The sequence below is a fragment of the Streptomyces sp. NPDC019531 genome, from assembly GCF_044903305.1.
Taxonomy (GTDB): domain Bacteria; phylum Actinomycetota; class Actinomycetes; order Streptomycetales; family Streptomycetaceae; genus Streptomyces.
This window is the reverse complement of sequence record NZ_JBJDQL010000007.1, coordinates 120231-134773: the sequence shown is the minus strand read 5'-3', so window position 1 is coordinate 134773 and position 14543 is coordinate 120231. Positions and strand designations below refer to the sequence as shown.

The window sequence follows — 14543 nt, the reverse complement described above, 5'->3', positions numbered from 1 at the left end:
TACGGGATACAGACGGGCGGTCAGATCCGGCGGAGGACCAGGGTGCTGCGCGGGCCGACCTTGGGCCGCGCGTCGGCGCCTACGGTCTTGCCGGTGGCCAGGTCGCGGGCGGGGCCGAAGTCCTGCCGGGCCGGGAGGGTGAAGACCTTGTCGGAGCTGGTGTTCATGGCGATCAGGTAGTCGCCGTACTCGCAGTAGTAGAAGGGGGCCCTGCCGACGAGCATGGTCTCGACGCCGTCGAAGTGGACGCCGAGGGCGGGGTCGGGGACGTCGGCCGGCACGGGGGCCAGGTGGTAGACGTCGCCCTCCTGGGACTGGTGGAGGGTGTCGCCGGGCGGGGGGAAGCCGCCGGGCGGGAGGCCGCTCGCGCCCGGGTCGTTGATGGCGTAGTCCCACAGGATCCAGTCGCGGGCGGTGAAGGTGTCGTCGGTGGTGCCCGCGGAGTGCTGGCGGATCGTCGCCGAGCGCTGGTCGGTGGGGGTGACGTGGTGGATACGGGCGTAGTTGTTGACGCCCTGGCGGGCCCGCCAGTAGAGGGAGGCGAAGAGCAGTTCCCGGCCGTGCTTGATCGCGACGGCGCCGTTGTCCTCGTCGGCGAAGACGAAGTCCGGCTCGTCCCAGCCGGTGGGCACGCTGTTGGGCCGGGACGCCAGCGCGTGGTAGTCGTCCCAGTCGCGGGAGACCAGGCGCAGCGCGTTGAGGCCGACGCGGGTCCAGTCGTAGGTCGCGATCAGCTGGAGCTGAGGCCAGAGCTGACCGTCGTCCACCATCTCCTGGGTCCAGCCGACCAGGTCGGGGTCCTTGAAGACGGCGGCGGACATCAGCGGGTTGGAGTCCCAGGCAGTACGGGAGGCGTACGCGATCGCACCCGGGTAGACCTCGTTGCGCCAGCCGATGACGGTCTCGGTGCGGGAGACGCGGGCGTTGTCGCCGTCCACGTCCACGACCCGGAAGCGGCCGCGCGCCTTGACCATCTTGATCATCTGCTTGCGCAGCTCGGGGGCGTCCTGGCCGCCGTGGCCCCGGGTCACCGACTCGTACATCATGACCAGCCAGTCGGTCACCTCGCCGTAGCTGCCGACGTAGCCCAGCTCCCGGGTCAGACCGGCCCTGGTGACCTGGTAGTAGTCGGCGCCCAGCGGCTTGGAGGGGTTGCCGTCCGCGTCCTCGGGGCCGAGGTAGGGGACCATGCCGATCGACTGGTAGAGGTAGTCGCGGGCCTTGTCCTCGGACAGGGCGAGATCCGGGTCGAGCAGGCGCAGGCCGCGGTTGGCCTGGTAGATGCCGATGGCGCAGATCTGGGACTGGTTGGAGTAGTGCGGGAAGTGCTGACGCCAGTAGTCGCGGCTGCTCTTCAGCATCTTCGTGTACGCGGCCCGGCGCACCGGCTGCTCGGCGGCCTCGGTGGCCGGCGCGATGAGGTCGATGTCGTCGAACCAGGCGCTGCCGGGGCCCGCCAGGCGCAGGTGGAACTCGACCTGGGTGGCGCCGTCGGGGGTCGGGATGTCGAGGGAGACGTACTCCCAGTCGTGGGTGCCGGTGGCGGCGTACTTCTTGTGGTCGCCCCCGATCAGGCTGCCGCTCGCGTCGTAGAACAGCGGGTCGATGTGCGCGCCCTCGCCGGTGACGCCGTCCGTCTTGATCCAGGCGCCGTAGGTGTAGGTGCCCGAGCCGACCTGGACCTTGGGGGTGGCGTGGACGTAGCTGTAGCCGCCGGAGCCGGTGGCGGTGAGCTTGAGGGAGGAGGAGCCGGAGTGGGCGACGGTGGTGTCGCGGGCCCAGGTGCCGTCGGGGGCCCAGCCGGGCTTGGTCCACTGGTCGGGGGTGTCGCCGCCGCTCTCGAAGCCGGGGTTGCGCAGCTCGGTCGGCTTGACGAGGGTGACGGAGTCGAACCAGGCGCTGCCGGGGCCGGTCAGGCGCAGGTGCAGCTCGATCTGGGTGGCGCCGTCGGGGGTCGGGATGTCGAGGGAGACGTACTCCCAGTCGTGGGTGCCGGTGGCGGCGTACTTCTTGTGGTCGCTGCCGACCAGATTGCCGCTCGCGTCGAAGAACAGCGGGTCGATGTGCGCGCCCTCGCCGGTGACGCCGTCCGTCTTGATCCAGGCGCCGTAGGTGTAGGTGCCCGAGCCGACCTTGGTTCGCGGGGTGGAGTAGACGTAGCTGTAGCCGTCGGCGGCGGTGGCGGTGAGCTTGAGGGAGGAGGAGCCGGTGCGGGCGACGGTGGTGTCGCGAGCCCAGGTGCCGCCACCGCCGGAGGCCCAGCCGGGCATGGTCCAGGAGGTGGGCGTGTCGCCGCCGTCCTCGAAGCCGGCGTTGGCTATCTCGTACGGGGAGCCGGTGACCTTCGCGTCGAGCCGGTCGCCGAGGTGCTCCCAGAGCAGGGCCAGGCACAGGCCGACCCGGCCGAAGCCCTGCCACTGCTGGTCGGAGCCGGTGAGCACGGTCGCGTCGGACTGCCAGGCCATGTAGCGGCCGTCGATGGCCTGGAGGACCCGCTCTACGGCGGCCTCCTTCTGGTAGGCCGGGCTGCCGGACCACAGATAGCCCTCGGCGAGCGACTGCATCGCCCAGCCGTCCATGGCGGCGGGGGTCGCGTTGGTGAGGTAGTTGGCCTGCTCCTTCTGGACGCGGGCCTTCACGGCGTCCAGCACCTCCGCGCCGGTGGTACGCGCCACGGGCACCGGGGCCGGGCCCTGGACTTCGCCCTTGGGCGGGACGAAGTAGGGGCAGGTGTGGGTGTAGAGGCGGTAGATGCCGCGCGAGGGCGTGGTCTGGTTGTAGTACAGCTGGGCCTGGTTCTGGCCGTAGGACCAGATGCGGCCCATCGAGCGGATCTCCAGCCTGACCTTCTTCTTGCCCTTGGTCAGCTTCTCCGGCAGCGGCAGGGTGTGGAAGAAGAACCGGCCCGGGAGGCGGGGCGAGGTGTCCAGGATGTCGAGGCTGTCGACCGCGCCCTCGTCCTGGTAGCCGACCTGAAGGCCCTCGCAGAACAGCTGCAGCCGCCAGTTCTTGGAGCCGAAGGACGCCTCGGTGGCGGAGGAGTCGTGGTCGTCGCCCCAGAGCCGCACCGTCACATAGGTGGTGCCGGTGGAACTGACCTTGACGTCGAAGGTGAGGGTGCCGCCCCAGTACGAGGCCGGGTCGGCGGGGTTGAGCACGCGGGCGCTCTGGCCGAGGCCGCCGGTGACCGTGTCGGAGAGGGTGGCGGTCAGCCCATGGGCCTGCTCCGAGCGCTGGTCACCGAAGACAATGGTGTCCAGCGGGGCCTGGCCCGGCGCGGGGCTCTGGGCTGCAGTCTGGTCCCCCGCCGTCGCGGCACCGGCCGGCGAGGCCGCCGACCAGCCGAGGACGGTCGCGGTGGCGCCGGTGGCCCCGGCGTACTTCAGTACTTCACGGCGTCTGGGTGCGTTGGGCACGGCGCTGTTCCTTTACTTGAGGCTGCCCATGAGGATTCCGCTGCGCCAGTACTTCTGGAGGGCGAACATGAAGACCGCCAGCGGAATGATCGACAGCAGAGACCCGGTGAGGACGAGGGTGTTCATGTCGTTGGAGTTCTGCGCCTGCTGCACCCAGGAGAAGAGGCCGAGGGTGACCGGGAAGGAGCGCTCGCCATTGAGCATGAAGAGGGGGAGGAAGAAGTTGTTCCAGATGTTGACGAAGTCGAGCATGAAGATGGTGATGCCGCCGGTGCTCATCAGCCGGAGCGCGACCGAGAAGAAGATCCGCGCCTCACCGGCACCGTCGAGACGGGCCGCTTCCATCAGCTCGGTGGGCATCGAGGTGTCGGCGTAGACCTTGCCCAGGTACACACCGAAGGGGTTGATGAAGTACGGGATCAGCACCGACCACATGGTGTTGGTGAGCCCGATGTTCGCGAAGACGAGGTAGAGCGGGAACGCCAGCAGGGTGCTCGGCAGCAGCGAGGCGCCGACGATGACCCCGAACAGGACGCCCCTGCCCCGGAACTCGAACTTCGCGAGGCCGTAGCCGGCGGCCAGCGAGATGAACGTCGACCCGGCCGCACCGATCGTGGAGTACATGACGGAGTTGGCGATCCAGCGGCCGAAGACCCCGTCGTGGTACTCCCAGATGGCCTGGAAGTTGTCGGCGAGGTGGTTCGAGGAGAACCACAGGCCGAAGGTGGAGTACAGGTCGGTCTGGTTCTTGGTCGACGCCACCAGCAGGAACCAGGTGGGCGCCAGCGAGTAGAGCAGGAAGATGATGAGCAGACCGGTGGTGAGGGCCACCGCGCGGCGGGTCGGGCGTGCTCCGCCGCCGTTGGCGGCCGCGGTCGGGGCGCTGCTCATGACACCTTCCTGTTCGTGACGCGGTAGAAGACGAAGGCGAGTACGCCGGTGACGGCGGCCAGCACCAGGGACTCGGCGGCGGCGTACTGGTAGTCGCCGGTCTTGAACGCCCGGTTGAAGATCTCCAGCATCGGAGTGAAGTCCGTGCTGATGGACTCCGGCGCGACATAGCGCAGGAACAGCGGCTCGGTGAACAGCTGGAGACGGCCGATCAGGGAGAACATTCCGGTCAGGACGAGGATGCCGGTGATGTTGGGCACCTTGATCGACCAGGCGATGCGCCACTCCTTCGCACCGTCGAGGCGGGCGGCCTCGTACAGCTCGCGGGGCAGTGCCTGGAGCGAGGCGGAGATCAGGATCATGTTGAAGCCGATGCCCTGCCAGGTGAGCAGGTTGCCCAGGGAGAGGTAGGTGTTGATGCCGCCGAAGAAGGTGACGCTCAGACCCGCCTTGTCGCCCATGTCGATGATCGGGCTGGCCGTCGGGCTGTAGAGGAACAGCCAGATCAGCGTCGCGACCACGCCGGGGATGACGTAGGGGATGAGCAGTCCGGCTCGGAAGAAGCGGACCGCGCGGGCGGCGACGCCGTCGAGCAGCAGGGCAAGGAGCAGGGAGATGCCCAGCATGACCGTGATCTGCGCGGCGCCGAAGAGCAGGGTGCGCAGCATCCCGGTCCAGAAGGTGCCGTCGGACAGGACCGCCGCGAAGTTCGCGAAGCCCGTGAAGACGACCTTCGTCGGGCCGAAGCCGAGCCCGCTGCTCTTCTTCTCCTGCATGCTCTGGCTGAAGGCGTAGCCGATCGGTACGACGTAGGTCAGGAGGAAGCCGATGAGGAAGGGCAGCATGAACAGCAGGCCCTTGTAGGATCCCCGCCTCCCGGCCCGGCGGGGGGAGGTCCGCCGGGCCGGGGAGTCGTCTGCGACCTTCGCCGGTCGCGTGAGGGTGGACAAGGTGTCTCCAGTGAGGTGCGCTCAGGGGGCGTTGGCGGTCAGCTGGAGGCGACGGCCTTGACGCCCTTGCTCTTCAGGTCGGCCAGCACCCACTCCTGAAGGTGCGTCAGCATGTCCTTCACGGTGAGTTCCTTCTTCATGACCTTGCCCCACTGCTTCTGCATCTCGGCGTACATGGCGGCGTAGTCCGGGCCGTACTGCCACTGGTCGCCCACTCGGGAGGCCGCGGTGGTGATGACCTTCGCGCTGTCCGACTTCCCGTTGAACATCTCCGTGGGGATGATCTTGTCCACGTACGGCGAGACGTCCTTGACCGCCGGGAAGAGCCCCGACTTGGACGCGGGGTCGGTGAGCGCGGTCAGCGACTCCTTGCTGCTGGACAGCCAGGCGGCGAACTGGGCCGCGCGGTCGGGGTACTTGCAGCCCTTGAGGACGGCGGTGACGTCGAAGTTGGAGGAGGTCTGCGGCTTGGCGGTGTCGAAGACCGGAGCGTCGGCCAGCTGCCACTTGCCCTTGGACTTGGGGAAGTTGGTGTTGTAGATCGGCAGCTGCCAGGTGGAGGTGGTCATCAGGATCGTCTTGCCGAGGTCCCAGGTCTTGAAGACGCCCGGGTCGGAGTACGAGGCGTTGGAGGCGAGGTTGTTGTCGACCATCTGCTGGACGATGTCGCCCGCCTTGAGCGCCTCGGGCGAGGTGAAGCCGATCTTCCAGTGGTCGCCGTCGATCCCGTACCACTGCGCACCGGCCTGCCAGGACAGGTCGACCAGCGTGCTCGGGTCCTCGCCCGCCATGTTGAAGACCTTGACGTTCTTGTCCTTCTTCTGCACGGCCTTGCCTGCGGCGATGAGCTCGTCCCAGGTGGTGGGCGCCTTGACGCCGTACTTCTCGAAGAGGTCGGCGCGGTAGGCGGTGAACAGCGGGGAGGAACCGGTGGGGATGCCGTAGGTGGCGCCACCCGGGCTGACCGCGTTCCAGGCCGGGACGGTGTAGCTGGACTTGTACTCCGCGGCGACCTTGGTGATGTCGGTCAGAAGACCGTCGGCGGCGAAGTTCGCCAGGTTCATCCCGTCCATCTTGGACAGACAGGGCGCGTTGCCGGACGTCACGGCGGCCCGCAGCTTCTGGTAGACGGTGTCGCCCGCCGCGTTCACGAACTTCACCTGGGTCTCGGGGTGCGCCTTGTTCCACACCGCGACCTGCTGCTGGATACCCTCCGTCCAGCTCCAGAACTCCAGCTTGACGTTGCCCTTGGTGGTCTTGGCAGCCGAGTCGGTGTCGTCACCGCCACCGCAGGCGCTCAGAACGAGGGACAACGAGAGTGCAGTGGCCGCGCCGGCGAGGGCTCTCGTACGGATGGTGCTCATCGGTCCTCCGGGAAAGGGGGGACAGCGCCTGCGGTGGGGAGAGGGCGCGGGCGGCTGAAGGCAGGGCAGAGAGGGTCAACGGCTACAAGGTGCAGTAACCGTTTCCCGTGGACGGTAGGACGCTGTGGGTCCGCCCCGCAAGAGGGAAGGGGGCATTTGTTTCGTCGAGCTTGCTGGCAGGTTACCCACAACCAGACACTGACCTGCTGTTTTGGGCTCCAGCCCCGGGTCGGAAGCGTGTCACCCTCGCAGACGCACCCCTGAAGGAACATTGACTGGCAATCCTGGCGAGCTCTAGCGTGGAATACGGTTACTACCTCCTCGCACTTCCTCTCCTCATTGCAGAAGCGGAGATCCATGTCCACGTCAGAGCTGCCGCCGCGCGCCTTGTTCGCGATGAACCCGGTGCACCTCCCCGAACTCTTCCCGCCCCGGCTCATGGCACGGCTGACCGACGTGGCCCGGATCGACCCCGCCCTGGTCGTCGGGGACTTCACCGACCCGGCCGTCGCCGCGACGCTGGCCGAGGCCGAGGTGCTGATCACCGGCTGGGGCTGCCCGCGCATCGACGAGACCGTCCTGGCCGCGGCGCCCCGGCTGCGGGCCGTGCTGCACGCGGCGGGCAGCGTGCGCAACCTGATCGCGCCCGAGGTGTGGGAGCGGGGCGTGTCGGTGTCCAGCGCCGTGCAGGCCAACGCCCTTCCGGTGGCCGAGTTCACGCTCGCCGCGATCCTGCTGGCCGGCAAGGACGCCTTCGGGCTGCGGGAGCGGTTCCGCGCCGAGCACGTCTACCCGCCGCCCGCTGACCACGCCGCGGTGGGCAACCTGGGCAGACGGGTCGGGATCATCGGCGCCTCCCGGGTCGGACGCCGCCTGCTCGAACTGCTGCGGCCCTTCGACTTCGCGGTGACGCTGTACGACCCCTACGTCGACGCCGCCGAGGCGGCCTCGCTGGGCGTCACCCTCGTGCCGCTCGACGAACTGATGCGCACCAGCGACATCGTCAGCCTGCACGCGCCGGACATCCCGGAGACCTACCGCATGCTCGACCGCCGACGGCTGTCGCTCATGCCGGACGGTTCCGTGCTCGTCAACACCTCCCGGGGAGCCCTCGTCGATCCCGACGCGCTCACCGACGAACTGGTCTCCGGACGGATCGGAGCGGTCCTGGACGTGACCGAGCCCGAGCCGCTGCCCGCGGACTCCCCGCTGTACCGGCTGCCCAACGTCTTCCTGACCCCGCACATCGCCGGTTCCCTCGGCAACGAGCTGGAGCGGCTGGGGCGCACGGTCGTGGACGAGCTGGTGCTGCTCGGCGCGGGCGCGCCGCTCGCGCACGCCGTGCGCCAGGCCGATCTGGTCAACAGCGCATGATCCCGTCGGTCGCGACCGGAGGTCGATGCAGTAATCGTTTACTGCCTCAGTGCGGTAGTTTCTGCTACGACCAGGTCGCAAAGCTTGCCGATGCAGTAACGTCACCCTCGTGACGGACAACGGGAACGGCGCCCGCAGGAGCCCCGCAGCCAACAAAACCAAGCGGAAGGGCGCGCGGTCGGACAGGCCGAGCACCATCCGCGATGTCGCGGGAAAGGCAGGCGTGTCGGTAGCAACCGTTTCCCGCACCCTGGCCGGCAACTATCCTGTGTCGACGGAAACCAGGGCCCGCGTCATGGCAGCCGTGCAGTCACTGCACTACGTGGTGAACGTCCATGCGAAGGCCCTCTCCGGGGCCGTCGCCGGTCCCGTCGCCCTGGTCATCCAGGACATCACCGGACCCTCGCTGGCCCATGTCGCCGCCGGCGTCGAGCAGGAGGCCACCGACCGGGGCAGGCTGAGCCTGGTCTGCTCCACCCACGGCGACACCGCTCGCGAGGACGACCTGGTCCAGCTCATGCGGGAGCAGCACGCCGCAGCGGTGGTCCTCGTCGGGGGCGTGGTCCCGGACGACGCCTACCACCGCCGTATGGCCGAATACGCCAAGGCCCTCGACGCCGCCGGCTCCCGCCTGGTCCTGGTCGGACGCCCCGCGCTGCCCGCCGGAATCCCGGCCACCGTGGTCGACTACGACAACCGGGGCGGCGCGTTCCAGGCCACCTCGCACCTCCTCGCCGCCGGGCACCGGCGCATCCTCTTCCTCGGTGGCGCGCCCGGCTTCAGCAGCTCCGAACAGCGCCGCGAGGGTCATCTGTCCGCTCTGCGCGCCCACTCGGTTCCCTACGAGGCGGAACTGGACCAACCGGGCCAGTACAACCGTGCCTCGGGCTACCGGCGGGTGCGGGACGCGCTGGACGCCGGCCTGGAGTTCACCGCCGTCTTCGCCGGTACCGACGCGATCGCCGTCGGCGTGCTGGCCGCCCTGCGCGAGGCGGGCCTTCGGGTCCCCCGTGACGTGTCGCTCATCGGTTTCGACGACGTCCCCTATGCCGCGGACCTGACGCCGTCGCTCACCACGGTCCGGGTCCCGTACGAGGAACTGGGACGGACCGCCGTACGCCTGGCGCTCGACCGCGAGGAGACCATCACGGGGGACGATCACGTGGTCCTGAGCACCCAGTTGGTGATCCGGGAATCGATGCGGCCCCAGAAGTGACATGACAGGCGAACGCGCCCCACGCCGTCGAGTCTCCTCGACCCCGGCCGACCGTTTCGGCGTCGCACCGCAGCCCGTCGACCGGAGTCCGGCACCAGGCCCCTTCGACGCGGCTGTGCCGACCGGGCGCCGCGCGACCCTCACTGGCCGGGCGGGGGGAGTGGTGCTCGACATTGCCCGAGTGCAGCGGTCACCCACCTACCCGGTCGTCCTGTCCCGGATCGCCGACGGCCGGCCGCGACCGGCGTGATCACCGCGCATGTCACGGCATCGCCACGGCACCCCCGACTGTTCGCAGCAGCCATGCCCCAGCTTCCCGCACACCCGAGGACTCCCAGCCATGAACATCCGCCCCTGGCGCCAGACGGAGCTGTCGTTCACCGCCGAGAACCGTCACCCCGACCCGTACACGGGCGTCGAGCTGTGGGCCGACTTCACCCACGAGCCCACCGGAACCGTCCTGCGGCGCCCCGCATTCTGGGACGGCGGCTCCACCTGGCGCCTGCGGTTCGCCGCGCCGGCGGCCACGGGGGTCTGGAGCTGGCGGACGGACGGCGATGTCGACGACCCCGGACTCGTCAGCCGCACCGGTGAACTCACCGTGGTGCCGGCCGAGTCCGCCCCTCGCTTCGAACAGCACGGGTTCTGGCGCATGTCCCCGGGCGCACGCAGCCTGGTGCACGCCGACGGCACCCCCGCACTCCTGGTCGCCGACACGGCATGGGCGCTGCCCTGGCGGGCCACGCCCGACGACGCGCGCGTCTACGCCGCCGACCGCGCCGCGAAGGGGTTCAACGCCGTCCTGCTGATGAGCGTGCAGCCCGACATGCACGCCAGGGGCCCCCGCGACCGCACCGAGGACGAAGGCTTCGACGTCGGCTTCGAGGACCTGAAGGACGGCCGCCTCACACGCCTCGACCCGGCCTACTTCCAGTATCTGGACGGGCTGCTGGACATCCTCGGTGAGCACGACATCGTCCCCGTTCTGCAACCCGTCTTCCAGGGGTTCGGCTGGAAGGGACGGTCGGTGGCGGGCACGGTGGTGCCACCGGAGGAGTACGCGCGCTACTGCCGCTACCTGGTGGCCCGTTACGGCGCTCGTCCCGTCATCTATCTGGTGGGTGCGGACGGTTCGGGGGAGGAGCCGCAGATCGCCGCGGGCGGCGAGGAGATCGAGGCCTGGGACGCGTACGGCCAGCCCTGCGGCGTCCACTACCGGCCGCACGGTCGCAGTCGAGCCCACCAGGGCGCCGACTGGCTCGACTTCCAGTGGTGCCAGACCGGCCACTCCGGTGAGCACCTCCCCGAGCGGGTCGCCGACATGCGGCGCAACGAACCGGTCAAGGGCGTCGCCAACGGGGAGCCCACGTACGAGAACTCCGGGGCGACGGGGAAGGGCGCCGGCTGGTGGCAGGGCCATGAGGCCTGGTCCAACCTGTGCGCCGGCGGCACCATGGGTGTCGTCTACGGCGCGGGGAGCCTGTGGCAGTGGCGACTGCACGCGGAGGAACCCGACCACGAGCCGTACTTCATCGCCCCGGGCTGTGGCTGGCGGGAAGCCCTGGACTTCGAGGGCTCCCGTTACGTCGGCCTGATCGGCCGCGTCCTGGACGGGCTGCCGACCACCGACCTGCGCCCGGACTGGGACCGCGCGATGGCCGGCAGAGCCCTGAGCTCCCCGGACGGCACCCTGTACATCGCCTACGTCGAACACGGCGGCCCGCTGCGGCTGAACCCCGAGACCGCCGGGACGTTTCCCCGGGCCTACCGGGTCCTCGACCCCCGGACGGGAGAAACCGTGTCCCAGGGCGTGCGCCGAGCCGACGAACTGACCGTCCCGGACGAGGGCGGCGCGCCCCGCGTCTTCGTGTGCCACGACGGCTGACGGGTGGGGAGAGGCCCCGCTGCGGGGACCGGAAGGCGCAGGGGCCCGGGGGCGGTGGTCGCCCCCGGGCCCCTGCGGGCTGTGTGGCCAGTTGCCGATTGCTGGTCGCTCTTTGCTAGTTGAGACTCCACTGCTGGTTGGAGGCGGTGCCGCAGGCCCACAGCACCAACTTGGTTTCGTTGGCGGTGCCGGCGTTGTAGGCGTCGAGGCAGAGGCCCGCGTTCACATTGGTGATCGTGCCGTTGGAGTTGACGGTCCACTGCTGGTTGGTGCCGCCGTTGCAGTCCCAGATGACGACCTTGGTGCCGTTGGTGGTGCCCGAGTTGTAGGCGTCGAGGCACTTGTTGCCGTAGAGCACGAACTCCTTACGGCTGGTGTAGGTCCAGGACTGGTTACGGCCGGCGTTGCAGTCCCACAGTTCGGCCTGGGTGCCGTTGGTGATGGTGTTGTTGTAGACGTCGGCGCAGCGGCCGGAGCCCGCGCCCACGATCTGGTTGCCGTTCGTCCCGGGAACCGACCGGACCGCGATCGCGTCGAGGTCCGGCGCCCACGCGGAGGCGTTGGAGAAGGTCAGCGTGTTGGCGGAGCCCTTGGCCAGCGAGACCGCGACCGAGACGGTGCCGGGGGTGGTCCACGAGCCGGTCGGCGGGAAGGACACGGTCGTCGTGGTCTGGCCGTTGACTCTGAGGACGGCGGTACGGGCCGTGCTCGCGCCGTTGGTGTAGGCGATGTCGACGACCTTCAGGCCGGTGTCGGAGGCGGCGACGCCGTTGAACTTGAGCGTGTTGGCGGACCCGTTGCCGATGGTGCCGACCTTCGTGGTGCCGGAGCAGCCCGAGCAGGCCACGTTGGCGGCCGAGCCGGTCTTGGTGTTGGCCGAGGACTCGGCCTCGTAGGTGGTGCCGGCCGCCTCGGTGCCGCCGGTGACGGTGAGCATGACCGAGTCGCCGGCCGGGACGGTGGTGCTGTAGCCCGTGGCGTAACTGCCCACGTTGCTCTGCGTCCACAGGTTGCGGACGGTGGCGGAGGCGTTGGTCAGGCCCAGGTCGGACCACCGGACGGTCATGGTCTGGCTGGTCGAGCTTCGGTTGAGCAGGACGACCGCGCGGTTGCCGGTGCCGGACAGCACCTTGCCGTACACCTGGAGGTTTCGGCTGTCCTCGGCGACCTTGACGCCCTGGAGTCCGCGCGAGTCCTGGTCGACGCCGATGACCTCGGAGTTCTTCAGGATCGAGGCGGTGGTGGAGCTCATGGTGCTCAGGTCGTTGCCCGCGAGCAGCGGGGCCCCGGAGATCGCCCAGAGGTTCATGTGCGTACGGTTCTGGGCGGCGGTGAGGCCGTCCATGCCGACCATGAGCATGTCCGGGTCGTTGTAGTACCCGGTGTGCTGGGCGGTGGGCTGGAGGCCCTGGTCGAAGTTGGACAGCATGTTGGTCATCGACGGCGTGTTGCCGTAGTAGACGATGTCCGTGCTGGTCCGCCACAGCGCACCCATGCCCGGCGCCCAGTTCCACGGGTTCTGGTAGCCCCAGTTGCAGATCGACAGGGTCAGCGGGCGGCCGGTGGTGGCCGCGGCGGTGTTGACCGCGTCGCTGATCGACTTGTACGTCGTCGCCGCGTCCAGTCCCTCGGCGTCGCCGCCGCACCAGTCGACCTTGACGTAGTCGAAGCCCCACTGGGAGAACTGCAGCATGTCCTGGGCGTAGTGGCCCTCGCTGCCACTGCCCGGAGCGGCCGGGCGGCCTGTCGGGAAGTAGTAGCCGCAGCCGTCCTTGCCGGCGTCGGTGTAGATGCCCGCCTTGAGGCCCTTGCTGTGGATGTAGTCGGCGATGGCGCTCATGCCGCCGGGCCACTCACTGGTGTCGACCGTGATGTTGCCCGAGCTGTCCCGGGTGCCCTGCCACCAGCCCTCGTCGATGTTGATGTACTTGTAGCCGGCGGCCGGCAGGCCGGCCGCGACGAAGGCGTCGACCTGCGCCTTGATCACGTCGTAGTCGATCTTCGCGGCGAAGCTGTTCCAGGAGGCCCAGCCCATCGGCGCCGACGGCACCGGTATCTGGTTCGTGGTCACCGCGGTCGGCTCCATCCCGCCGGGAGCGGTACCGGATCCGACCGGAGCCTGGGCGTGTGCGCCGAGGGCGATGCCGGCGGCGACCGTGGCGAGCACCAGGGCGCGGACAGCGGCGGATCTCAGGCGGTCGCGGAGGCCGCGACGTTGCGACACGAATGACATGGGGGGCGGTTCCTTACGTGGCAAGGGAGTTGGCTTCCAAGCAGCGGACCGAAATATCGAACGACGATCGGGTTGTCGAACTTTGGTGCTGAAGGTAAAGGTGGGATCGCAGCCACGTCAACGGGCTGTGACCCCTGGGTTTCTGACGGGCCGCCGTCGGGACAGGGGGACCGTTCTCGCGGTCAGTGACCGGACTCCGTGGTCGGGGGTGTTGCGTCGGAGGACGCCCGGACACGGAGTTCGAACCCCGTCGTCTCCCGGCGTCCCGGCAGCTCCCCGAAGTCCTCCCGGTCCAAGCGGGAGCGCAGCAGCGCCACGGCCGTGCGGGCGATCGACTCGCGGTCGAGGTCGACGGTGGTCAGGGGCGGCGAGGCGAAGCGGGCGGCCTCGATGTCGTCGAAGCCGGCCAGCGCCACGTCGTCCGGTACGGCGATGCCGCCGCGGGCCAGGACCGAGAGCGCGCCGACGGCCACCACGTCGTGGAAGCAGAAGAGGGCGTCGAACCGGACGCGGGTGCGCAGCAGTCGCGTCGCTCCGGCGACGCCGGACGACCACAGGTCCGCGTCGTCCACCCCGATCACCAGGGAGTCGTCGTAGTCCACCCCGGCTTCGGTCAGCGCTCTGCGATAGCCGCGCAGTCGTCTGGCCCCCGCCCACGGGCCGGTGCGTTCACCGATGACGGCGATACGGCGCCGCCCCTGGGCGAGCAGATGATCGACCACCGCGTGCGCGCCCTGCTCGTCGGCGGTCTCGACATAGTCCAGACCCAGCTGGGCGGCGTCGGCCGGCCGTTCGCCGAGGACGACCGTGGGCCGGGTGAAGGGCAGCGGCAGGTACTGCTCGGGGCCGAGAGCGTGCGGTACGTAGATGACGCCGTCCACGAGCTCCCGGTGCGACGACAGGACGGCCCGCTCCCGCCCGGCGTCCCCTCGGGTCGACTCGAGGACGACCTTCAGTCCCTGTGTCTCCGGCGACTTGATCACCTGTTCGGCGAACTCCGCGTAGAAGGGCTGATAGAGGTTGGGCAGAACCAGGGCGATGGTGTCCGTGCGCCGGGAGCGCAGACCGCGGGCGAACGGGTTGATGTGGTAGCCGAGCTCCTCTATGGCAGCGCGGACCCGTTGCTCGGTCTCGGGGCTGTAGGACCCGGTGCCGTTGACGACGTTGGAGACCGTCTTGGTGGACACCCCGGCCTGCTCGGCCACGGTGCTCAT

Annotated in this window: 9 protein-coding genes; 3 read left to right on the top strand and 6 right to left on the bottom strand. The window is 69.4% G+C overall.

Annotation, left to right across the window (positions count from 1 at the left end):
* Positions 1-20: 20 nt before the first annotated feature.
* Genes ACI2L1_RS11650 through ACI2L1_RS11635 form a run of 4 tightly spaced genes read right to left on the bottom strand, consistent with a single transcriptional unit; the run spans position 21 to position 6621 of the window.
* Positions 21-3416, bottom strand: a complete 3396-nt coding sequence (locus tag ACI2L1_RS11650; protein WP_404739130.1) for a Tat pathway signal sequence domain protein — start codon at positions 3414-3416, stop codon at positions 21-23.
* Positions 3417-3428: 12 nt separating this feature from the next.
* Entirely contained in the window at positions 3429-4307 is an 879-nt protein-coding gene (locus ACI2L1_RS11645; RefSeq protein ID WP_404739129.1) for a carbohydrate ABC transporter permease, read from the bottom strand.
* On the bottom strand, positions 4304-5257 hold the full coding sequence (locus tag ACI2L1_RS11640) for a carbohydrate ABC transporter permease (RefSeq protein WP_404739128.1): 954 nt from the start codon (positions 5255-5257) through the stop codon (positions 4304-4306). Before ACI2L1_RS11640 ends, ACI2L1_RS11645 begins: the two co-directional genes overlap by 4 nt.
* 38 nt (positions 5258-5295) lie before the next feature.
* Entirely contained in the window at positions 5296-6621 is a 1326-nt protein-coding gene (locus ACI2L1_RS11635; protein WP_404739127.1) for an ABC transporter substrate-binding protein, read from the bottom strand.
* Positions 6622-6978: 357 nt separating this feature from the next.
* On the opposite strand from ACI2L1_RS11635, the gene ACI2L1_RS11630 reads away from it, so the two are divergent.
* From ACI2L1_RS11630 to ACI2L1_RS11620, 3 genes are all read left to right on the top strand, one after another.
* The gene (locus tag ACI2L1_RS11630) at positions 6979-7995 is read left to right on the top strand and encodes a hydroxyacid dehydrogenase (RefSeq protein ID WP_404739126.1); all 1017 of its coding nucleotides are present in this window, start codon (positions 6979-6981) and stop codon (positions 7993-7995) included.
* A gap of 109 nt (positions 7996-8104) precedes the next feature.
* Positions 8105-9211: a LacI family DNA-binding transcriptional regulator gene (locus ACI2L1_RS11625; RefSeq protein ID WP_404739125.1), complete on the top strand. Its 1107-nt coding sequence runs from the start codon at positions 8105-8107 to the stop codon at positions 9209-9211.
* Positions 9212-9551: 340 nt separating this feature from the next.
* Positions 9552-11096: a DUF4038 domain-containing protein gene (locus ACI2L1_RS11620; protein ID WP_404739124.1), complete on the top strand. Its 1545-nt coding sequence runs from the start codon at positions 9552-9554 to the stop codon at positions 11094-11096.
* Between the two features lie 115 nt (positions 11097-11211).
* Here the strand turns inward: ACI2L1_RS11620 and ACI2L1_RS11615 are convergent, their stop codons facing one another.
* The gene (locus ACI2L1_RS11615; RefSeq protein ID WP_404739123.1) at positions 11212-13329 is read right to left on the bottom strand and encodes an RICIN domain-containing protein; all 2118 of its coding nucleotides are present in this window, start codon (positions 13327-13329) and stop codon (positions 11212-11214) included.
* 182 nt (positions 13330-13511) lie between these two features.
* Entirely contained in the window at positions 13512-14543 is a 1032-nt protein-coding gene (locus ACI2L1_RS11610; RefSeq protein ID WP_404739269.1) for a LacI family DNA-binding transcriptional regulator, read from the bottom strand.

What these genes read in the sequence shown, in the direction of transcription:
- ACI2L1_RS11645 (WP_404739129.1), bottom strand. Translation starts at nt 4,307, where the DNA reads ATGAGCAGCGCCCCGACCGCGGCCGCCAACGGCGGCGGAGCACGCCCG.
- ACI2L1_RS11610 (WP_404739269.1), bottom strand. Translation starts at nt 14,543, where the DNA reads ATGAGCACCGTGGCCGAGCAGGCCGGGGTGTCCACCAAGACGGTCTCC.
- ACI2L1_RS11630 (WP_404739126.1), top strand. Translation starts at nt 6,979, where the DNA reads ATGTCCACGTCAGAGCTGCCGCCGCGCGCCTTGTTCGCGATGAACCCG.
- ACI2L1_RS11620 (WP_404739124.1), top strand. Translation starts at nt 9,552, where the DNA reads ATGAACATCCGCCCCTGGCGCCAGACGGAGCTGTCGTTCACCGCCGAG.
- ACI2L1_RS11635 (WP_404739127.1), bottom strand. Translation starts at nt 6,621, where the DNA reads ATGAGCACCATCCGTACGAGAGCCCTCGCCGGCGCGGCCACTGCACTC.
- ACI2L1_RS11615 (WP_404739123.1), bottom strand. Translation starts at nt 13,329, where the DNA reads ATGTCATTCGTGTCGCAACGTCGCGGCCTCCGCGACCGCCTGAGATCC.